The sequence below is a fragment of the Anabaena cylindrica UHCC 0172 genome, assembly GCF_034931625.1.
In the GTDB taxonomy this organism is placed as follows: Bacteria; Cyanobacteriota; Cyanobacteriia; order Cyanobacteriales; family Nostocaceae; genus Anabaena; species Anabaena cylindrica_A.
This window is the reverse complement of sequence record NZ_JAYGGY010000013.1, coordinates 24829-45884: the sequence shown is the minus strand read 5'-3', so window position 1 is coordinate 45884 and position 21056 is coordinate 24829. Positions and strand designations below refer to the sequence as shown.

The 21056-nt window shown below is 38.7% G+C and carries 19 protein-coding genes; 6 read left to right on the top strand and 13 right to left on the bottom strand.

Annotation, left to right across the window (positions count from 1 at the left end; translation table 11 throughout):
- Positions 1-25 precede the first annotated feature (25 nt).
- A complete protein-coding gene (locus VB713_RS05860; protein WP_323310641.1) occupies positions 26-1504 on the top strand; it encodes a PAS domain-containing sensor histidine kinase in 1479 nt (492 codons plus the stop codon).
- A gap of 108 nt (positions 1505-1612) precedes the next feature.
- On the opposite strand, the gene VB713_RS05855 is transcribed toward VB713_RS05860, so the two are convergent.
- Positions 1613-2077: an SMI1/KNR4 family protein gene (locus VB713_RS05855; RefSeq protein ID WP_323310640.1), complete on the bottom strand. Its 465-nt coding sequence runs from the start codon at positions 2075-2077 to the stop codon at positions 1613-1615.
- Between the two features lie 14 nt (positions 2078-2091).
- The gene (locus VB713_RS05850; protein WP_323310639.1) at positions 2092-2523 is read right to left on the bottom strand and encodes a hypothetical protein; all 432 of its coding nucleotides are present in this window, start codon (positions 2521-2523) and stop codon (positions 2092-2094) included.
- Between the two features lie 91 nt (positions 2524-2614).
- Between VB713_RS05850 and VB713_RS05845 the strand changes: the two genes are divergently transcribed.
- From VB713_RS05845 to VB713_RS05825, 5 genes are all read left to right on the top strand, one after another.
- Positions 2615-4456: a S8 family peptidase gene (locus VB713_RS05845; RefSeq protein ID WP_323310638.1), complete on the top strand. Its 1842-nt coding sequence runs from the start codon at positions 2615-2617 to the stop codon at positions 4454-4456.
- A gap of 69 nt (positions 4457-4525) precedes the next feature.
- Positions 4526-4753, top strand: coding sequence for a hypothetical protein (locus VB713_RS05840; protein ID WP_323310637.1), 228 nt, complete (start codon positions 4526-4528; stop codon positions 4751-4753).
- 131 nt (positions 4754-4884) lie between these two features.
- Entirely contained in the window at positions 4885-5178 is a 294-nt protein-coding gene (locus VB713_RS05835; protein WP_323310636.1) for a hypothetical protein, read from the top strand.
- Positions 5179-5583 carry a PIN domain-containing protein gene (locus VB713_RS05830; protein WP_323310635.1) on the top strand — a complete coding sequence of 135 codons (405 nt, stop codon included), beginning with the start codon at positions 5179-5181 and terminating at the stop codon, positions 5581-5583.
- Positions 5584-5709: 126 nt separating this feature from the next.
- A complete protein-coding gene (locus tag VB713_RS05825; protein ID WP_323310634.1) occupies positions 5710-5913 on the top strand; it encodes a hypothetical protein in 204 nt (67 codons plus the stop codon).
- A gap of 193 nt (positions 5914-6106) precedes the next feature.
- Here the strand turns inward: VB713_RS05825 and VB713_RS05820 are convergent, their stop codons facing one another.
- From VB713_RS05820 to VB713_RS05770, 11 genes are all read right to left on the bottom strand, one after another.
- Positions 6107-7429: a CO2 hydration protein gene (locus tag VB713_RS05820; RefSeq protein WP_323310633.1), complete on the bottom strand. Its 1323-nt coding sequence runs from the start codon at positions 7427-7429 to the stop codon at positions 6107-6109.
- A 121-nt stretch (positions 7430-7550) separates the two neighbouring features.
- Positions 7551-8225 carry a GUN4 domain-containing protein gene (locus tag VB713_RS05815; protein ID WP_323310632.1) on the bottom strand — a complete coding sequence of 225 codons (675 nt, stop codon included), beginning with the start codon at positions 8223-8225 and terminating at the stop codon, positions 7551-7553.
- Between the two features lie 177 nt (positions 8226-8402).
- Positions 8403-9905, bottom strand: coding sequence for an NADH-quinone oxidoreductase subunit M (locus VB713_RS05810; protein WP_323310631.1), 1503 nt, complete (start codon positions 9903-9905; stop codon positions 8403-8405).
- A 115-nt stretch (positions 9906-10020) separates the two neighbouring features.
- Positions 10021-10731 carry a carbonic anhydrase gene (locus VB713_RS05805; protein WP_323310630.1) on the bottom strand — a complete coding sequence of 237 codons (711 nt, stop codon included), beginning with the start codon at positions 10729-10731 and terminating at the stop codon, positions 10021-10023.
- Between the two features lie 71 nt (positions 10732-10802).
- On the bottom strand, positions 10803-12662 hold the full coding sequence (locus VB713_RS05800; protein WP_323310629.1) for an NAD(P)H-quinone oxidoreductase subunit F: 1860 nt from the start codon (positions 12660-12662) through the stop codon (positions 10803-10805).
- Between the two features lie 259 nt (positions 12663-12921).
- Positions 12922-14766, bottom strand: coding sequence for an HTTM domain-containing protein (locus VB713_RS05795; protein ID WP_323310628.1), 1845 nt, complete (start codon positions 14764-14766; stop codon positions 12922-12924).
- Between the two features lie 141 nt (positions 14767-14907).
- On the bottom strand, positions 14908-16146 hold the full coding sequence (locus VB713_RS05790) for an NAD(P)/FAD-dependent oxidoreductase (RefSeq protein WP_323310627.1): 1239 nt from the start codon (positions 16144-16146) through the stop codon (positions 14908-14910).
- Between the two features lie 93 nt (positions 16147-16239).
- Positions 16240-17265, bottom strand: a complete 1026-nt coding sequence (locus VB713_RS05785) for a hypothetical protein (protein ID WP_323310626.1) — start codon at positions 17263-17265, stop codon at positions 16240-16242.
- A gap of 45 nt (positions 17266-17310) precedes the next feature.
- Positions 17311-18867 (bottom strand): MBOAT family protein, encoded by a 1557-nt coding sequence (locus tag VB713_RS05780; protein ID WP_323310625.1) that lies wholly within the window; start codon positions 18865-18867, stop codon positions 17311-17313.
- Positions 18868-18883: 16 nt separating this feature from the next.
- Positions 18884-19282 carry an acyl carrier protein gene (locus VB713_RS05775; RefSeq protein ID WP_323310624.1) on the bottom strand — a complete coding sequence of 133 codons (399 nt, stop codon included), beginning with the start codon at positions 19280-19282 and terminating at the stop codon, positions 18884-18886.
- Positions 19248-21056: an acyl-CoA dehydrogenase family protein gene (locus VB713_RS05770; protein WP_323310623.1), complete on the bottom strand. Its 1809-nt coding sequence runs from the start codon at positions 21054-21056 to the stop codon at positions 19248-19250. Before VB713_RS05770 ends, VB713_RS05775 begins: the two co-directional genes overlap by 35 nt.

Sequence of the window (21056 nt, the reverse complement as noted above, 5' to 3'; positions counted from 1 at the left end):
TAAAATACATATATATTACTGTTTTATGTCCAATCAATCTCCAGATGAGGAAATTGCATTTTTACGTCAACGTGTTGCTGAACTTGAGAAAATATTAGAACATCATCATCAATTACAACAAGAGCTAGAAGAATGTAAACAAGCCAAGGCCGTATTAGAAAAAGATTTACAAGATACGGAAGAACAATCTTCACTACTTAAAATGATCATGGAGGAAACCCTTGATTGGATATTTGTCAAAGATCAAAATTATCGTTATCTTCTAGTTAATGTAACCGTAGCTACTTCTCTTGGTCACACAATTGAAGAAATTATTGGTAAAAATGATTTAGAAATCGGTGTTTCCGAAGAAATAGTATTTGGCAATCCTGATAAAAAAATTCGTGGGTTTCGCACAGACGATAAACTGGTTCTATCCGGTGAAACAATTCATAATCCTTATGATCCTGTACCTGGTTATGATGGTAATTTATATATTTTAGATACACATAAAATACCTTTACGTAATAGTAAAGGAGAAATTTTTGCTATGCTAGGTGTAAGTCGAGATATTACTGATCGTCATCGAGCCGAGGAAGAATTACGAGAATCAGAAACTCAACTTAGACAGCAAACATTAGAATTAGAAGCTACTTTACAAAAACTACAATACACCCAATCTCAACTTATTCAAAGTGAAAAGATGTCTTCTTTAGGTCAATTAGTAGCAGGAGTTGCCCATGAAATTAATAATCCGGCTAACTTTATTTTTGGCAACCTTATTCATGCGGATAAATATACCCAAGATTTATTAAAATTATTAGAACTTTATCAGATTAATTATCCACATCCAGTTAATGAAATCCATGAGCAAGCCAAACTTATAGAACTAGATTTTTTGCAAGAAGACTTACCAAATCTCATCTCTTCTATGACAATTGGTACAGAACGTATTCAGCAAATTGTTGATTGTCTGCGGACATTTTCCCATCTTGATCAAGCTGAGTTAAAGCCTACTAATATTCATGACGGTATTAATAGCGCATTGATGCTTTTGAAACATCGGTTAAATAATCAGCCGCATATTTCCAGAATTCAAGTCATTAAAGAATATAGTGATTTGCCATTAATTGAGTGTTTCCCAGGACAACTCAATCAAGTATTTATGAATATTTTAATTAATGCTATAGATGCTTTGGAAGGAATAGGAATTCAAAACGCTATATTACCCATTCCCGAACCCAAAATTCACATTTCTACTCATGTATCTAATTCTGATTATATCACTATTCGCATTGCTGATAATGGTTTGGGAATGTCAGCAGAAATACAACAAAAAGTATTTGATCCTTTCTACACGACAAAACCAGTTGGTAAAGGTACAGGATTAGGTTTATATATCAGCTATCAGATTATTAATGAACAACATAACGGTTCATTAAAATGTATTTCTTCTCCTGAAAAAGGATCAGAGTTTGTGATTGAAATTCCTATTCGTCAAACATCCTCTAAATCTTCAATTTAAACTTCTGACTTTTCTTATATTTTGTAGCCTCATATTTTCAGTAAGCCCAAATTAGCAAAATGGTTTGCACCACAAGAAACTTTTGGGTATTTTTTTACTTGGAAGTCTCTAACTCGCTAGAAGCATCGAATACTCCAAATAAAGCTCGATTTCCACTGCTAGAAAGTCACTAAACTGATCATGGATTTTAACAAAATAAGGCTCTTTCTGCCCTTCACAATATGAGTAAGTTGGTGGGTTATCACCTTCTGAAAGCCTGAAAAAGCTAAACTGATAGCCCTGGTGCATGAAAAATACAAAAGCATCCTCTGGTAAAGCTTGAGGAAAATCATTTTCTACTAAAAGTTGTTTAGCCCATTCTTGAATTTGTGGTAAATGCTGGTAGAAACAATCTGAACCACGCAGAAACTTACCTGCTCCATTCCCCATCATCTTCAGAAAGTCTTTGTAAGTGCTGGGCAGAATAATACCTTGTTGTTGTTCAAGCTGAATTATTTCTAAATCCGAACATGAGACACACTGATTCCCTTCAAAAATAAGTCTAAGTGGTTTGGGTAAATTACAAATTGACATTTCTACTGACTCCTTTATGCAATGTTTCCTGGTTGCAAATTCTTCAATGTCTTCTGTAAAAATTTACCCCATTCTGCTGCTAAGGGAATTTCTGTAAACGGCACGCGAATTGATTTATCGGCAGTCAATAAAAACTCTAATTCAATTTTTCGACCTTTTTGGGGTGGATTTTCTATATCTGCCGAATTACCATTTACCAAAAAGCGGATTTCTTGAACATTCAATAAAGAAAAAGTTTCTAATGCAATTGGTCCTTTAGTTGTAGGTTTTCCCCAAGTGATATCATTACCTTTTTGAGCTAATACTGCATAGATATCATATTTAGCTCGTTCAAACTGTTCTGCCCAGATTCGATAAGCTTCAAGTTTCTTAAATTCCTGTGAACCTTGCCATGCTAACCAGAAAAATGCCACTAATAAAGGCAACCATAAAAGACCACGTTCCATAATTCGTAATTCTTAATTTTTTCTAGTCTCTATTTTCCCAAAAATACCATGAGATGAGTTATCGTAGTGAGCAAACTGACAAGAAGCGGTGATGAAAAAATTTATATTATTGTGCTTATTTGTCATCGGTCTAACTGCGGCTGTGTTTGGGTTTCTGAATTTTCAGGGACTAGCAGCTAAAGGTGACTTTGAGACAATTTTGCTGGATTTTCGGGAAGATATTGCAGAAACTGTCATTCAGAAAGATTTGCAAGCGATCGCACAACAATACAATGTTACACCCCAACTGGATAATAAATATTCAGCGGCTGACAATGTGTATATTATCAAAGGCGATCGCACCAGGCTCAAAGAATTACGAAAATCTCCTTATGCTAAAGTTACAGAATTCATCGAGCCAAATTACATTTACAGGACAGTTCCCGAAGGGAAAATTGCTGGTTTAGCAGGACTCCCAGACGATAATCAAAATACCAATCCTTCATTAGTTGGTCCCAATGACCAATATTACAGCAAGCAGTGGAACCTGCATAAAATTGGTGTAGAAGGCGCTTGGACTCGGACTAAAGGTAGCGGAATTACAGTAGCCGTCATTGACACCGGCATTACTCAGGTACGCGACTTAGCTGAGACAAAATTTGTCAAAGGCTACGACTTTGTTAACGACAAAGAACAAGCCAAAGACGATAACGGACATGGAACCCATGTCGCCGGTACAGTCGCCCAATCCACTAACAATCAATATGGTGTCGCTGGAGTCGCCTACGAAGCCAGTCTCATGCCCTTAAAAGTGTTAAGTGCGTCCGGGAGTGGAACAGTTGCAGACATCGCCGAAGCCATCAAATTTGCTGCCGATAATGGTGCAGATGTGATTAATATGAGCTTAGGTGGTGGTGGTGCAAGCCAACTCATGGAAGATGCAATTGAATACGCCTATAAAAAAGGTGTAGTTATTATTGCCGCCGCAGGAAATGAAAGTACTGATGGCGCTAGTTATCCAGCCCGTTATCTCCATGTTATCGGCGTTTCTGCCATTGGCCCAGACGGAGAAAAAGCATCCTATTCTAACTATGGTGCTGGTGTCGATATATCTGCCCCTGGTGGTAGTGAAACTGGGACAATTCTCCAAGAAACCATCAACGAAAATGGTGAAGGCGTATTTTTGGGACTCCAAGGTACAAGTATGGCTTCTCCCCACGTTGCGGGTGTAGCAGCATTAATTAAAGCTGAGGGAGTTAAAGAACCAGATCAAATTTTAAAAGTCCTACAACAGTCAGCCAGAGTTATTCAAGATGATGGTTTGAACTATTATGGTGCTGGACAACTCAACGCTGAAGCAGCAGTAAAATTAGCCAGCGAAGGACAAATTAGTTTTCCCGATTTCTTCCGGTGGTTGCGGGATAACGGCTATATCAACCCTGGTTTTTGGATAGATGGTGGTGCGATCGCACTATTACCTAAAATATTAATGGTAGTAGGTTCCTATCTCCTTGCTTGGTTTCTACGGGTTTACTTCCCCTTCGCTTGGAGTTGGTCTTTATCCAGTGGCTTAATATTTGGTAGTTCTGGCTTATTCTTCCTCAAAGGATTGTATATCTTCGACCTTCCCCAATGGCCTTTCCGAGTTTTGGGTAGTTCCATTCCCGAACTAGGTAACAGCTTACAAGGAACAGGCGCTTTAAATCCTCTCTTTGCCAGCGTCCTAATTCCCATTGTTTTGATAGTATTACTATTAGGACATCCCAATTGGAAATGGTTTGCCATTGGTTCTAGTCTGGGAGTAGCAGCTTGTTTAACAATTAGCGCCATTTATGATCCCGCTGTTTGGGGATTAGGAGATGGTAACATAGCCCGTATTTTCCTTATTGTTAATGCTTTACTTTGTTACGGACTCGTGCGTTTAGCATTAAAAGACGAAAAACAAACAGCTTAAATAATTAGGTAATGGGAAAGATTTTTTCCTATTACCTATTACCAGTCAACCGATTACAAATTCCTAATTATGACTATTACAGTAACAGGAAAAATTGAACGTCGCAATATTGGACTTGGCGCTTGGGCATTTGTTACAGATGAAGGCGTTACTTATGAAATTCCCAAAAGCACTGATAAAAACTTACTCAAGTCAGGACAAACAGCCAAAATCACAGGAAAAGTGCGCGAAGATATCATGACAACGGCAATGATAGGTTCTGTTTTAGAAGTTCATTCTTTTGAGTTGATAACATAATTTTGTTCTCAGAAGTGGCTTAGGCCACGCTACGTGAACAGGAGTCTAAATCAGGGTGCTTGATTTTATAAAATGCTATAATTATGAATTAGAATTGTAAAACAATTCCTTTATTGTTAGGAGATGAAATCATGACTCAAGGTATTAACCAGCAATCAAATTATCAAAAATTAACAGAAATTGTCAACAATTTGATTGACAATAATCATCTTTATCAAGAAAATTTAGATGGACAGAAAATGATTGAAGTTATGAAAAATACCTTTGATCCCGGAAAAGTTGTTGATGTGAATAGTATTTCTGAGGAAGAATTAAGGAAACGTATTAAAAGAATTTTGTCTTTGCATTTAGTATCAGGAATGCTAAATGATTTTACTCCAGAGCAAATGAGACTTTTTGATGAATCTGTAAAACGTGGTGGGTAAATGGGTTATTTACTAGATACGAATATTGTTTCAGCTTCACTCAAACAGAATGTCACTATCAACTTAAAACTAGAAGAAGTAGGTAGTTTAGAAATAGACATTTTGATTAGCGGAGTAACTTATTATGAAGTTCAAAGGGGAATTTTGAGAAGCAATGCTACTAAAAAATTAGCTTTGTTTGCACAATTTTGTCAAGATTATCCGATTTTGTTCTTAGATGATCTGAGAATATTTCAGAAGGCATCGGAAATTCATGCTGATTTAACTAATAGAGGTAAAATAATTCAAGATGCAGATATTTTGATTGCTGCTACTGCGATTATTCATAATTTAATTTTAGTTTCTCACGATTCTGATTTAACTAGGGTTAATGATTTACAGTTAGAAAATTGGTTAGTTTCTTAGTTTATTTTTTATAAAATGTTAGTTTAGGTTGATGCAAAAAAAAATCAACAAATTAACATTATGAATGATTTTATTCAACGTAACGAGGAAGGAATATATTATGAAGAAGAGTGAACAATTGATCGGATGATGCAAAACTCTGATTTTCAAGCAAAATTTGAATCAGGATATGAGGAATTTTTACTATCTGAATTCTTAATATCTATAATGGAAAATGATAATATTGCTGTTGAACAATTAGCTAAACAAGTTAATCTTTCTCCTGCTGTTATTCAAGATATTTGCGCTGGGAAGCCAGGGGAAACGCATCTTATCAATAAGGACGATTAAATCTCAATAATGACCACAATATTCGCATTAATAACCACTTATTGACAATAATTTAATCCATCACTATGACCATAAAAAAATCAATCAAACGATAAATTGGGATTTATTGGTTTATACATTAAAACGGTATTTTGTCAATAAAATTTAGATGCGTTTCCCCTGAAAGCCCCCTTCTTAAGGGGGGTTAGGATGATCATCTATAATCCTGACTTTGAATACTTCGCAACTTCGCCGCATCACGCATACCATAATCAGCACGAGTGAAGCGATTTAACTGCATTTCAAAAAACTCACGATTTGCCTGTAAATGCTTGGGATTTGGATCATCTAGTGGATATAAAAGCGCAGTTCTTAAAGCTTGAATTACCGCAGACGTAACATTATACATTGAACGTTGGAAAGTCACACCCAACTGAATCAAGATATCATCTTCACCCCGACAATGTTTTTTATAATAATCAACAAGATATTCAGGGAGAAAATGCAACATATCCTGCATTAATAATGTGGGAGGAATACCCGCAGTTCCTACAGGGAAAACATCAGCATAAAGAATGCCATAATGAAAATCTTTTTGGTCATCTGGGACTTGTTTTGCTTGGGCATTATATGATTTTGTCCCTCTAAATGGTGCAGTTCGGTAAAACACAGCTTCTACATAAGGTAAAGCGGCTTCATATAACCAAGTAAAACCTTTAGATTTAGGGATAATCTCATAACATTCACCATCAACATAAAGATGATGATAAATGGGACGACCGGCAATGGCAAAGATACCATTAATCAAGAAATTCATGGCATCGGGAACACCTTTAAAACCGCCTTCATCGTAAATATCCGACATTTCAAAAAATACCGGTGCCATCACTTCCCAAAAAAGTCCTAAGTTGGAGTAATAGGACATCATTCGACACTGTTCCAAAAACATATCTGGAAACAGTTTATAAAGTCCCAACATGGCCGGATTTTTTTTGAAGTAGGCTTTAATGGCTTTATCAGCATTAGCTTTATATTCTTCCGAATCTAAATAAGCATCAAATTGGTTAACAGGGGCATACATTTGACGATGCCACAACATTGCCTGCATACAAGCTTCTGCAAATTCCATGTTGATTCTATCATGGAATAAATGATGCAGGATTTTTGGCATTTTGCGAGTTTCGCCTTTTTCCATAAATGCCAAAAGTTCAGGATGTGCTGTAGCGACACCACGCCAAATTCTTAAATCAGCATCATCACCTGCATAATGGTTATGCAGGTCTAAATATTCTTGAGGTAAGAAGTATTTAAAGGCTGGAAGAGGATTTAAAAATACTCTTTCGGCAATATAAAGCAAGTCTCGCCAATAGAAGTCCATCGGTACGGCGTAAGCTTTATAAATACCGATGATTTGCATTAAGTTTTCCGGCGTATCTGGCAGCATGGAACCACCAGCTTCGAGACGATGAATTACTTCTGCAAATTCGTGGTTTGATGGAGGTAGTACTGTGGTTGGTTTATCGGATATTTGTACCATTTTGGTTAACTTAAGAAGTAGGACTATTTTGTAAATTTTGGTTTAAAGTTTGAGAAATTTTTAAGGCGTGAAAAGGGAATCTCTAGTCAGAGAATAGGAACGAGATAAACTCCTTCTTAAATTACTTTAATGCCACTTTAACCCGTGCAAAAAGTTGGGGTAGATATGTATAAAATCGCTCATTCCGCAGGGACATTGCATCTATGCTACAGCTACCACAGTGTTGTTCAGGGGGAGGAACTGCAACCGACTGTACAACTGCGTCCGAAACACCAGCCCAAGGTAAGTGTCCGAGAGGAGCTTGCAGTGAATAATTGAGTTCGGATTCATTCAGCCAGTCGCTGCTGATATAATCATTTTCAGTGCGAGGAGCTTGGAGTTTCCAACCGACGCGATCGCGAAAGGTATTGACGGCAGTTTCGGAATTTTTGGGATGAGCTGCTATGATTTTTTGCCAAATCTTTGCTTGGACACTGAGTCCAAACCGTCCGCTACTAGCTACTAACCAGGCTCGATCAATCTCTTGAATCAAATCTAGGGGTATAGTAGCAGCGTTAGCTGCAAACGGGTCTTGTTCAGGTAACAAGAGACGACGGGTTTCTTTGTCGGCAGCACTCCAGTTTTGAGAATTGAGGAACTGCTGAAGTTTTGCGGTTGCTTTGGATGTGCTTGCTCCATTACTAGCAGGATTTTTCTGAGATTCAACAGTACGTGGCATGATTACCACTGCACCCAAAGTAGTCAGAGAAATTGTTGTGAAGAGAGAAAGAAATAATTTGTAGTGAAATTTCGCCACTATCTGTGATTTCCTTATTTGTTATCAAAGACTTAGAAATGATCAATACCTCCGCCAATTTACAAAATATAGGGTTGAAAGCCAATAAGATCGTTACGAGATAAATAGGTTTTCAGGATTTTGGCACGTTTCCATAGTCTATAACCTGTATGGGAACAAGGTAAACTCATTCTTAAATTACTTCAATACCACTTGTGAAATTACGGTTTTTTCAGGGGTAGGAATAGCAGCTACCATTGCTGTAGTTGTAGTTTCACTCCAACGCACTAACCAGGTGGGTTGTATTCCTAAAAAAACAATAAGGGAGGCTAATATTAATGCGGGTATTTTTTCTGCCCAAATAACTCTAGGATAATAGGCTAAGTCGTTGTTGAGTCTGCCAAAACAGGTACGATTGAGAAGAATAACGAAGTAAACCGCAGTTAAACCGGAGGAAGCTACGCATAGTAATGTCGGTAGAGGGAAGGTAGCAAAACTGCCTTGGAAAACGATAAATTCAGCAATAAAGCCTGTTAAACCAGGAATACCTGCGCTGGCCATGCCACCAAGAACTAGTAAGGCACTGATGAGAGGTAAACCGCGTATGGGACTCATTAGTCCGTTGAGTTTATCTAATTCTCTTGTACCAACTTTAGTTTCAATAACTCCGACTAAATGAAAGAGGATAGCGAGAATAATTCCGTGACTGAACATTTGCGCCACTGCACCAACTAAAGCTAGGTTGGTACTGGAGGCTGCTGCTAGGAGAATATAACCCATGTGTCCGATGGAACTATATGCTACCATGCGTTTGATGTCTTTTTGCGCGATCGCTATTACTGACCCATAAATTGCAGTGATAGCACCCCAAATGGCTAATGTTGGTGCAACCATATTCCAAGCTTGGGGAAATAAACCAAACCCAAACCGTAATAGTCCATAAGTTCCTAATTTTGCTAATACTCCACCTAATAAAATGGCAATAGGTGCAGAAGCTTCAACGTAAGCATCAGGTAGCCAGGTATGGAAAGGAATTAAGGGAATTTTGATGCCAAAACCTAAAATTATTCCTATTAACAATAACAATTGCATTCCAGCAGAAATGTTCTGGGTAGAAACTGCATTTAAGGCAAAACTATGAGAACCACTTAACCATACTATGCCCAAAAATGTCGCCAGAATTAACGCCCCGGAAACTGCCGTATAAATCAGAAATTTCATCCCTGCATAGGCTCGTTTTTCCCCTCCCCAAATAGAAATTAATAAATAAAAGGGGATTAATTCAAGTTCATAGAACAGGAAGAAAAGTAGTAAGTTTTGGGCTAAAAATGCACCTGCAACACCACCACTAACTAATAAAACCATTGAGTAAAAAAGTCGGGGGCGTTCGGTATCTTGACTACTGCTGTAAATAGATATCCAAGTTAATAAGCTATTTAATACCAACATTAGTATTGATAATCCATCAACTCCTAAGTGATAACTCAAACCCAAAGTTTCATTCCAAGGTAGATATTCTTGAAACTGCATTCCTGGATTGTTAATATCAAATTTCAGCAGAATGAAAATATTCCACAGTAGAACTAAAAACGCCAGGGTTAAAGATACTAGTCTAGTTTTCGTTTTAGAAATAACCGTATCTGGTGAAAATCCGATAATTGCCGCGCCAATAATTGGCACCCAAATTAAAACACTTAGCATAATTGGTAATTGGTAATTGGTAATTGGTAATTGGTAATTGGTGATTGGTAAGAGGTGATTGGTAAGAGGTGATTCTGTTATATGAAAAAACCTCTTCTCAATTTATTCAAGAAAACTAACTAACTAAGCTGACTATACCAGTGTCTAAGTCGTAGTAACCGCCAACTATTTTGAGTTTATTGGCATTGATTAATTCAGATAGAACTTGTGATGTTTTCAAGTTCTCAATTTGTACCAGAATATTAGCTTTGCTGGCATTCTCTAATTTATCTCCTGGTTGTCCTTTAGATTTTTCTACTCCGGGTTTAATCGCTTCTATTAATTTACCAATTTGCCCTGGTACTTCTTCACCTTTAAGAGTAGCAGTTACAGCACCACATCTTTCATGTCCCAGTACAAGAATGACTTTTGCACCTAATACTAAGCTGCCATATTCTAAACTACCAATTCCTTCTGGAATAGCAATATTACCAGCAACACGACAGACAAATAAATCACCTAATCCTTGGTCAAAAATAATTTCTGATGGCACTCTAGAATCTGCACAACCAAGGATAGAAGCAAAAGGTTTTTGACCTTTTGCAACTTCTAATAAGCGTGAATAACTTTGGTTTCCATAGCGACGTTTTCTGTTGGCAAATCTATTATTACCATCCAGTAATGCTTTGAGTGCTTCGTCAGGGGTAGTAATATTTTGAGCGGTGGCTACTTCAGGCGTAACTACATTGGAAGCTACACTTAAAGCAACTCCTGCACCAATTACACCTGTACCTAGTTGGAGTAAATTTCGGCGAGAAAGATAGTTTTTTTGCTGTTTGCTGCTCATTGATTTGTTCTCACAATTGTCAAGAGGTTTTTCTTATTCTAGATGTTTAGAGACATCTAAGACATAGAGATTTAAAAAATTAAATCAATGAACTGAAACCTCCAGAATGGCCATGTCATCCATGCACCTAAAATGCTAACTCCTAACAAAATTGTGAAGGCATAAAATTGAGTTTGTCCATTAGTGCTGTATTTTAAACCTTCGCCACCCAACAGGGAAAATAAACCCACAAAATTGACGATACCATCAACTACGAAGCGATCAAGCATATCGGCAAATTTGGAAAGTTGAGCAACTCCAAAAATTATAGTTACTTTGTAAAGTTTGGGTGTATAAAAGTCGTAAGCTAGTAAATTTTGTAAACCTTGCCAGGGCAAGCGTATTGGTTTGGCTATGTTACCTAAATAAATGACACCACCAATACTGCATCCAAAGATACTCGACCAAATTAAAAGCAGTACTACATCTTTATTCAAGATTGCCCAATTAGGTAACAAAGATAAACTTTGTAACACTAAAGGCAGATGTAAAACAAAGCCGAATAAAACCATCATTGGTAAAACCATCAACCAGATAACTTCGGGGGAACGTTCACTCATTTGTTTGGCTTTACCACCAAAAATTAAACCGAATTCTCTAGTTAAACTAAAAGCAGTTAAGCCATTGACAGCAATAATAATTCCGACTAACCAAGGTTGAGTTTCCCATAACCCATCAGCTAATTTTACTAATGCCCAAAAACTGCCTAAAGGTGGGAACCCAATTAATCCCAATGTACCTACAATAAATGCTAAACCAGAAATGGGACGACGTGACCATAAACCACCGAGTTGGGTAACATCTTGGGTGATATTGTTTAAGATGATGCTTCCAGTACTCATGACTAAAAGTGCAGCAGATAAAGCATGAGTGAGGACTAACAATAATGCGGCTTCGTCTTGTTGTGTGCCTACGGCGATAAATACTAATCCCATGTAAGCACTGACAGAATAAGATAAACAGCGTTTGATGTCAATTTGAGCGATCGCTATTAATGAACCTCCAATAGCTGTCACCGCACCAATACCTACCATTGCGGAAGAAGCCACAGGGGATAAACTCAACACAGGTTGCAATTTAATCAATACCCATGCACCACTAGCTACTACCACTGAGTTCCGCAAAATGGTACTAGGAATAGGCCCTTCCATCGCTTCATCTAACCACAAATGCAAAGGAAATTGGGCGCATTTACCCATTGGCCCAGCAATTAAAGCTAAACAAACTAAGGTAATAATTGTCGGGTCTACTTTTGCCGTTTGCGCCCATATTGTTAAGTCTTGATAATCCCAAGTTCCGGCTAAAGTCCATAGTCCCAAAACTCCCATTAGCAAGAATAAGTCACCAACCCGTTTGGTTAAAAATGCATCTCGCGCACCAGTCACAACCAGAGGTTGACTAAACCATAAACCCACTAATAGATAAGTTCCCAGGGTAAGAATTTCTAGAATTGCATAACTGAAAAACAGGTTATTACATAAAGCTAATGCACACAAACCAGCTTCAAATAATCCTAATAAAGAATAAAACCTTCCCCAACCCCAGTCCCTTTCCATGTAGCCCACAGCATATACTTGGGCAAGGAAATTTAAACCGGTAATGATAATTAATGCACCAACACTAATAGAAGACAGTTCTAAATTAATAGTTAGATCTAATCCAACTGTGGATAACCAAGGTATCAATACTTCTTTTGCTGGATGATTCCAGGTAGCGGTAAATGCCAAGACAGAATGCAAAAGAGAGAAGAACGTCATAATTAAATTGACGTAACCTGCCGGTCTTGATCCTGTACGACGAATAATTCCCGGCGACCAAGGTAAGGCTAAAATACCTCCTAATAAAGCATAGCAAGGGACCAACCAAACGGTCTCTAGCAGTGACTCAAACATGAATTTACCTCTATATTTGTATGAAAAAATCCTGACAGAGCATCATTTACCGTTGATCCCTGTAGTTTCTTGTGATGAAATTAAGACAATTTATCTTTGCTTAATATTTATGAGATATAGCTTACCGTTATTTTTACCAAAAATGAATTAGTTGATTAGATAAATTAACGATATGTACTCTAATTTATTCTTATAGTTATATGGATTGGATTATCTAATCAAGAACATTGATTTAAATCTATGCCATATTCTGAACGCCTCAACCAGTAGGGGCAGGGTCTCCCCGCCCAGTTGATGATGCAGAACAAGACTGTTCCCAAGTGAGCTTTTTCTCCACGGTTTGCTGTTCACCAGGTGGGACTGTACGCTCATCCATAAAGTAAATGTTGAATTTCTCTAGTTTTTCGCTGCCTTGGTGTTGAGTGTTCCAAACGCGACAGAGATATTTGCCATAAAAAGGATAAAGCTTTTTACCAACTGCTCGATTGAGATTAATAAAGTAAGTGCGCCATTGCATATTGTGATAAATAGCGCTTCTGACAACCAAGCTAGGTTTATCCCAATTCACAGCACTCCCATCTCGGAAAATATCCACTTCGCTGCCATTTTCCAGACTACCAGGAATTATATGCCAGCCATCATCTCTAGGTGGCGCAGGTGCAAAAATACTCCAAGATTGATCAAGTCGTGTAACTCGGCCAATAACTTCTGTATTTTGCCAGATTTTCCGCTTGAATAAATCAGGAGCATAACTACTGATATTCCAGATAAAAGCGTAGATTAACAGTACCACAGCCAAAATATTCAAAAACCGGGATTTACGAACTTCCAGAGGACGGAATTTCAGAGGTTTGGTGAAATTACCAGCGAATTTACGGTTAGATGCGATCGCTTCATAAAACTTTGTCCCCCCTGCCATTACAGGCTTCCAAGTCAACACCGGCACTAAAAACTTAAATATCGGCGACAAGCTCACCACATAAGCAATGCCTTTAAATTTAAAATATCGCTTTCCTTGCCAATCTTCAATTACCCAAGAATTATGAGCTTCCATATCAGCACAGATATCTGGGTATTCCTGCGCCATTAATAATGGTGTCTCCGGCAAAATCAACAGCGTTCTTAATATATGCACTACTTTTTTACAAAACCCACAATCAGCATCAAAATAAATTTTTAAACCTTGACGTGCTGGTGTTTGTAAATGCCTTTCCAAATAATTCCAAAAAGAACTGGGGAGGAATGCTAACCAACTAAAAATACTCAAAAATGGGAAAATACCGATATTTAAAGTTAAGGCAAATCCGGCATGAAGACCGATAAAAGTGATAACTGCACCCAATCGAAACCAGCTATTCCGAGAAGGAATGAATATCATCAATGGTCCAATCCATTCCAACACCAAAGTAATTTTAGTGAAGACATTTAAAATCGGCTGAAAATTGAGGAGAAAATGACCAAAAGGAGTGACATATTGGTCAAAACTCAAAGCATAATAAACCGCACTACCATCAACCCAAATGGGACTTTTAGTTTTAATTGCAGCGGAGAAGATATAGATAAAGCACTGCTGACACATGAGAGCGAAAGTAGCACCGGAAAATACTCGTTCTGGCAACTTGTGGCTAGAAGTGTTGAGCGCACTATCCAGGGAATAACAAGCTCCTAACGGCAGGAACATAGCCCAAAACATGAGAGCGCGGAGGACATCATCCGCTGCAAAAATCAGGGCTGGATTGCGATTGTGGAGGGATATCAGCAATACCCAGGAAGCAATGACAGCAACTCTTGTGCGATAACCCACCAACATCAAAAACGCCATCAAAGTTGCGATCGCAAATAATAGTACCTGAAAAATCGGTTCACCGCTAATGGCGTGTAAAGACCAATATCCAGTTTTAGCGATTTCCTTGAGTAAAGTCCGGGGAAGTACGCCGATATCAGTATAGTGGGCGGTAATATCTCTAAAGCGAGTAAATAAGTCTGTGAGGATGATTAAGGAGATACCGATGCGAAAAACTGCAAGCGATCGTAAATCTAGTCCTAAAATAGTTTCTAGATTTTTTCCCCAAGATGTTTTTGATGTTTGTTTGTGAATGGACATAATTTTTTTAATAAACCGCGAAGGAAGAAATATAAGTATTTTTTTTAGTTAGGAAGATAGGAGGGATGATTTTTATCACGCAGAGGCGCAGAGACACAGAGAGGATAAAGAGTTTGAGATTTCATCCTGATTCAGCAACACCTATTTTCTTTTTAGCAGTTTTTTCATACCTCCTACTATCCACCTTTTAGCTACTTGAAGTTTATGTTTTAGGGTTGGTAAACGTTGAATATACACTCCTTTGCGAATAATGCGAGCTAGATTACCATCTAAGGTGATCCCAAAGCTATGAACTACAGCATTCTTAATACCTAAAGTCAGCATTTCTCCCAGGTGTAAATAGCTAAATGATTTTAATTTACGTCCTGTGATTTTTGCCCAGATATTACGAGCCGCACAGGGAGCTTGTTGAAAAGCTGCTTGGGCTGTAGCAGGAGATTCATTACCTTGAATATCTCTAATTTCTGCCAAATCTCCTAATACAAATACATTTGGATATTCTGCTAGTTGCAAAGTTGGTGTAGCAATTAATTGTCCTTGTTGATTATGTTGACATTTTAGGTTTTTTACCCATTCAATTGATTGATTTCCTCCTGTCCATAAAACTAAATCTGTCTTGAATTCATGAGTTTTACCTTGATGATTAATAATAATCGCATCAGATTTTATAGCTTCGATATTGGTGTCCAATTCTATTTGCACACCCCGTTTCAATAAAGCCCTATATGAGGCAGTACGACTACCTTTAGAGAAAGTTTTAAGTATGTTATTTCCTCGGTCAATTAAACGAATTTCCCCGCGTTTTTTGAGTCTATCTGCCAATTTACAAGCTATTTCCACACCATTAGCACCTGCTCCAGCGATCGCTATTCTAATTAATGGTATATTTGATGCTTCCAAAAACCGTAACTGTTTTTTCAAATATTCAGCATCAGCCAAAGTGCGAAAGGTGCGAGCATATTTTGTTGCTCCTGGAACTACATCTAACCTTGTTTCTTTGCCAACAGCTAACACTAAATAATCATAAGTTAGTATTTCTCCATTTTGCAAATTTACCAATTGGTTTTCTAAGTCAACGCTTTGAATTTCTGCCTGATGAAATTGAGCTTGACTATCTGAGAGTAATTTTTTATAAGCTGGGGCAATTTCACTATTATGTAATTCTCCTGTTACCACTTCATAGAGTAGGGGAGTAAACAAAAAAAGCTCTCGTTTTTCAATTAAAATAATCTCATAATTAGGCTGACGAATTTGAGAAAATTTTCCTAATTCTAAAGCCGTATATAGCCCACCAAACCCACCACCTAAAATGCAAATCCGCACCGGATATGATTGTTTTATCTTACGTTTTTGAGGATTTTTGTCCTTTATTTCATACATGATTTATAATTCCGTCTTTTTTTATTGCACGCAGAGATACAGATGAAAATAGAAATTTTTTATTTAAATTGTATGAGGTATATCATAGCCTCCTCATCGCTTGCGGTGAACCAGCGCTGTAGGCGGGTTTCCCACCGTAGGGGGAGGGGGTTGGGGTTCTTGTAACTCATAATATCGGGAAGTGCTGTAATTACGAACTATATTTACAGCTTTCAACTGTTCCACGAGGTCACTTGTGCGAGTCCGGCGACCATCAGGATTAAGATGATAATGAGTATCAGCAAATAAACTAGAATCTTTTTTAACGTTTAAGGTTTGTTTGTCATAAAGTACAGGAGCAATTTTGCCCAAATCTTCTGCTGTCTTGCGGATATTATTGAGGGTTTTAGTATCAGTACTGCCATAAATCCAAGAAAGCCCTAATATCAAAGTTGCTCCCTTGGCTTCAACTTCTTGTTTAAATTGTTGAATCCGTTTGAGAGAATGAGGAGAAACGCTATCATTGATTTTCAATTCCCACCATTCGCTTTTAGTCCGTTTTTTCATGACTGTTGGATCACCTTTGGCTGTAATTGGGTCAGAATAATAGCCTGTTAAATGACCTTTTTCTAGCAAATCTAAAGATGATTTAGTGGCGGCGCGTAAGGAGGGTATACCTAATAACATCAAGTCTTGGGCTAGTTGCTTGGAGGGTACATTTCCTAAACCGGGTTTACCGATAGCAACACCAAATTGACCGGAGCGATCGCCCCATCCGTCTTTATCTAGTAACAATAAATATTCGGGAATAAGAATGACAATATCGTCTTTTTTGATGACATCGGCAACACTAGGCAAAATTACATCTAAACCGATTGGTCCATCTGTGGCTATGTTGAGGGTGGGGATTCCCAATTTTTGTTGTATTAGACCTGCATCTACTGTGTAGTGAGCGCCAGAGCCACCAACGATGAGAATCCGCTGGGGTGCTTGTACTTCCTTAGCTATAGCCATTTTTTGCTCATACATCATCCGCAACCAGCTAAGTTCACCACCATAACGGGCATTGTAGAAATAACCAACACCCCAAGTTAAAGTAGCGATCGCAAACCAACTAGAAAATCTAAGAAACTTTTTCATAACAGGTGACAGTTAAGACTAAAGGGTTTTAACTGATAACAAAATCTAGAACTCGAAGTAAATAAACGGAGAAGGTGTATTAGCTGCGAACAAAATAGTCAGCACTAAAAGCGCTCTCGATACCCAAGGAGAAATCAATAAATCATAGTCAGTTTCTCCTTGTCGCCAAACTCCTATTTGTTCCATCATTAATAATCCTATTGACAGTACTAAGGTTAATCCCAAAGCTACTGCTCCATTCCCATTAAAGAATGTCAAAGCTTCACCTAAATTAGATAAAGAATAATTCCCAGGATTTACCAAAACTTTCAGCTTTTCCACTAACCGCAAAGTATTGGTTTCCATAAAAAACAGACATCCTAAGATGATAGATCCAAAGGTCAAAGCCCAGGAAATGAACTGAGGCATGAGGAACTTTTGCTGTCCTAAAAATTTATAAAAAGGTCTGCCGGCATAACGCAGTACTAACAGCAGTAGTCCATGATAAGCTCCCCAAATAATGAAGTTCCAGGCTGCTCCGTGCCAAAAACCAGAGAGGGTAAATGTAATAAATAGATAGAATGGGGCTAACTTCATGTTTTTACCCATTAAAGGCAGAAAAACATAGTCCCGAAACCAAGTGCTGAGGGTGACGTGCCACCTACGCCAAAACTCATTAATACTCTGGGAAGTATAGGGAGCGAGAAAGTTAAGGGTTAAGTTAATACCTAAAATTTTGGCTAACCCCAGGGCAATAAAACTATATCCACCAAAATCAAAATAAATTTGTAGAGTAAATAAAAAGGCAAAAAACCAGACTAACCAAGGGTTTTCAACTTGATCTAATTTGATGTATGGTGAAATATTGTCTGCCAGGACAAATTTCATAAATAGTCCTAGAGACAACCAACGAAAACTAGATTCAAGGTTATCAAGTGTAAATTTGAACTGAAAGTTTTCAATCTGCGGAAATAAGTCGCTCCGACGTTCAATTGGCCCTGCGACAACTTGAGGGAAAAAGGAAACAAAGTTGACGTAATCTAAAGCTGCAATTGGTTGTTTTTTGGCACTCTTGTAGGAATCAACCACAAATGCCACCATCTGGAAAGTATAAAACGACAATCCAGGAGGGATTGAACCCATACCAGGAATAGAGCGTGATTGCCAATTTGCTGCCAATCCTGGTATGACTAAGCCCAAAACATCTTCGACAAAAAAGTTCAGATATTTGAAATAGGCCAGAATAGCGATATCAATCACAACTACAATTGTAGCGATCGCTTTGGCTGTCCATTTTTCTTGCCTCAACATCAACCACACCATCACGTAGTTGAAAATAATTTCGCAAATAAAGATGACAAAACTAGATTTAGAGGCGTTGAGAAACAAGAACAACGACATTGATACCAAGCCAACCGTGTCGAAAATACCTCTCCACAGGTTCAAAGACTTGGCAATATAACGGACTGTAAAATAAGGGATGCCAAATAGCAGTAACACCCACCAGAAGGAAAACTCTGAAAAATTCAATTCACCTTGCCTCCAGTTTGTGAAATGTTTAATTGGTAATTGGTAATTGGTAATTGGTAATTGGTAATTGGTAATTGGTAGAAGTTTTTCCAATCACCAATCTCTAGCATCAGCTACCACTGATTTTGCTCCAAATTCCACCCCAGCCTTTGCCTTGGATAGTTGTTTCTTCTTTTGGTTTGCTGGCAACAGTGGCTGGTTTAGCAACAGTGGTTGCGGCAGGTAATACACTCAATTCATTGACTAAATATTGAGCAGCTTTTTCAATAGTTGGATAGTCCCAAAGTAAAGTGGAAGGCAGTTCTGCATCTAACCAATCTTCCATATCACCAACAATTGTGACCGAATCAATGGAGTCTAAACCATAGCGAGTCAAAGGTTCAGTAACTTTGATAGTTTGAGCATTGATACCCAGTTGCGTGGCAATCTGATTAACTAACCATCCTTGGATAGTATCAACAGCATTCAGAGTATTAAGCTTGGAGTTGGAGTTTTGGACTTGCATCATTGGTAGTTTCCTGTTGTGTAGAATTTGCTAGTTGGAAGGGAACGATGGAAAACATCTGGTTTTGGGTGTACAAGTCGATCAACTGTTGGGTGACAGCCCCGTCGTCGATTCGTCCAGGCAATGCTTTGGCAGGACGAAATGTTAGCAGCAGTTTACGCAAGCTAAGTGCCAACCATTCTCCGTTAGCAAAGAAGTATCCCAGATGATTGCGGTTATGAAGCCACGTATGCACACAAGCAGCTGCTACGTGCATAGTGCAGTATTGTTTCGCCATATCGAATAATTCTGGCGATTGCTCATGCCCAAACTGGAAGGTAGAAGTTGTAATCTGCTCATCAAGAGTGTTTAACTCTTCCCCAACTATGTTGGTGAGGGTGATGATTTGGTACAGAATGTCTGGGTTGAGATTTGAGTCTGCTTTGAGCTTCTCCAGGGATATCAGAGCCAGGTTTAGCCCTTGGAGTACATCGTCACCGCCCCGATTGACCAATTCCAATTTTTTGCCGTCAAAGGGGGGTAAAGGCTGTGTTAGGTCAAAAGTTTTAACTAGACGTGTTTGTAGTGTGTCTAGATTGCATCCAGCATTTCTAGCGCGAGATTTAGCTAACTGCCGCAGTTGCAAAAGTAGGGCATGGAGATTAACGACGGTACTGCCATCAAACATACTAATAATGGCGTTATCCCGCAAAACTTTTTGGAAAATCCCCCAGTCATGTGCTTCCCGCATATAGAAGCGTGAACCTAAAACGACGGAGACATTCTGCACCGTTGTTTCCAGGGTGGTAGTAACGAAGTATTTAACGACTGCTGACCAAACGCTAATTTGCTCTGGCATGGTGTTAAATCCCCGCGCAACCCCGATGGTGGCACAGTCACAAATGAGGATATCCAAAAACGCATCGGTAAGAGTGCGTTGGGGTTGGGGCATATCAAAGACTGTTTTGCCATATAGTTTGCGTTTTAGGGCAAATTTGAGGGTAGTACGTAGGGCTGTATCTGCTGCTCCTTGGGAAAAGGCTGCACATAAAGCTCTGGTGATTTGGAAGCCTTTGAGTGCTAGTTCTAGTCCTGCACCTTCTGCTCCTAACCGCATGGATTCTGGAATAAAGCAGTTCTCGAAACGAATCCCACTCATATCAGAACCACGTACTCCGTGAGTGAGGATTTTTGGGAGGTGGCTATAGTTGGCTTGGTCAATTTTGCTCTTTTCTACCATGAACAAGGAAAGGCTTCTTGCTCCTCCTTCTTCGTCGGTTCTGCCTAGTACGAAAGCAATTCCAGAAATGGTGGCACGATTAATTGGCCATTTCTCCCCATTGAGGATGTAGCCTCCGGGAACTTTTTTGGCCTGCATATCTCCACCCAGGAGGTCGCTACCATGTGCTTTTTCTGAATAGGCTAGACACATAGTACCGTTGGCTTCTTTCATGAAGCTGGATAGGGTTTGCTTTTGCTCGTCAGTTCCTGCCATCCATACCAAGTAGGACCAAAACATGGTGGTGAATGCGATCGCTGCTGTTTGATCTCGCCGTGAAAGCACCCTCACAAAGGAGATAAACTCGTCAAAGCCAGTAAATTCACCACCGCATTCTGTGGGGATGTAATAGTGTTGGAGTTTCCAGTTATAAAGCCAGTTAATAATTTCGTGGGGAAACTCTTCCTTTTCATCCAGGTCTATCACCTGTTTGAAGGACATCATCTTATCTGGGTTGCCAGGGTCGCCTAAATCCTTTTCTAGTGCTTCGGCAACCCAAAATTGCTTGAGTGGCTGCAT

Excerpts from the sequence above, each read along its gene's own strand:
- VB713_RS05860 (WP_323310641.1), top strand. The coding sequence starts at position 26 with ATGTCCAATCAATCTCCAGATGAGGAAATTGCATTTTTACGTCAACGT.
- VB713_RS05855 (WP_323310640.1), bottom strand. The coding sequence starts at position 2,077 with ATGTCAATTTGTAATTTACCCAAACCACTTAGACTTATTTTTGAAGGG.
- VB713_RS05850 (WP_323310639.1), bottom strand. The coding sequence starts at position 2,523 with ATGGAACGTGGTCTTTTATGGTTGCCTTTATTAGTGGCATTTTTCTGG.
- VB713_RS05845 (WP_323310638.1), top strand. The coding sequence starts at position 2,615 with ATGAAAAAATTTATATTATTGTGCTTATTTGTCATCGGTCTAACTGCG.
- VB713_RS05840 (WP_323310637.1), top strand. The coding sequence starts at position 4,526 with ATGACTATTACAGTAACAGGAAAAATTGAACGTCGCAATATTGGACTT.
- VB713_RS05835 (WP_323310636.1), top strand. The coding sequence starts at position 4,885 with ATGACTCAAGGTATTAACCAGCAATCAAATTATCAAAAATTAACAGAA.
- VB713_RS05830 (WP_323310635.1), top strand. The coding sequence starts at position 5,179 with ATGGGTTATTTACTAGATACGAATATTGTTTCAGCTTCACTCAAACAG.
- VB713_RS05825 (WP_323310634.1), top strand. The coding sequence starts at position 5,710 with ATGATGCAAAACTCTGATTTTCAAGCAAAATTTGAATCAGGATATGAG.
- VB713_RS05820 (WP_323310633.1), bottom strand. The coding sequence starts at position 7,429 with ATGGTACAAATATCCGATAAACCAACCACAGTACTACCTCCATCAAAC.
- VB713_RS05810 (WP_323310631.1), bottom strand. The coding sequence starts at position 9,905 with ATGCTAAGTGTTTTAATTTGGGTGCCAATTATTGGCGCGGCAATTATC.
- VB713_RS05805 (WP_323310630.1), bottom strand. The coding sequence starts at position 10,731 with ATGAGCAGCAAACAGCAAAAAAACTATCTTTCTCGCCGAAATTTACTC.
- VB713_RS05800 (WP_323310629.1), bottom strand. The coding sequence starts at position 12,662 with ATGTTTGAGTCACTGCTAGAGACCGTTTGGTTGGTCCCTTGCTATGCT.
- VB713_RS05795 (WP_323310628.1), bottom strand. The coding sequence starts at position 14,766 with ATGTCCATTCACAAACAAACATCAAAAACATCTTGGGGAAAAAATCTA.
- VB713_RS05790 (WP_323310627.1), bottom strand. The coding sequence starts at position 16,146 with ATGTATGAAATAAAGGACAAAAATCCTCAAAAACGTAAGATAAAACAA.
- VB713_RS05785 (WP_323310626.1), bottom strand. The coding sequence starts at position 17,265 with ATGAAAAAGTTTCTTAGATTTTCTAGTTGGTTTGCGATCGCTACTTTA.
- VB713_RS05775 (WP_323310624.1), bottom strand. The coding sequence starts at position 19,282 with ATGATGCAAGTCCAAAACTCCAACTCCAAGCTTAATACTCTGAATGCT.
- VB713_RS05770 (WP_323310623.1), bottom strand. The coding sequence starts at position 21,056 with ATGCAGCCACTCAAGCAATTTTGGGTTGCCGAAGCACTAGAAAAGGAT.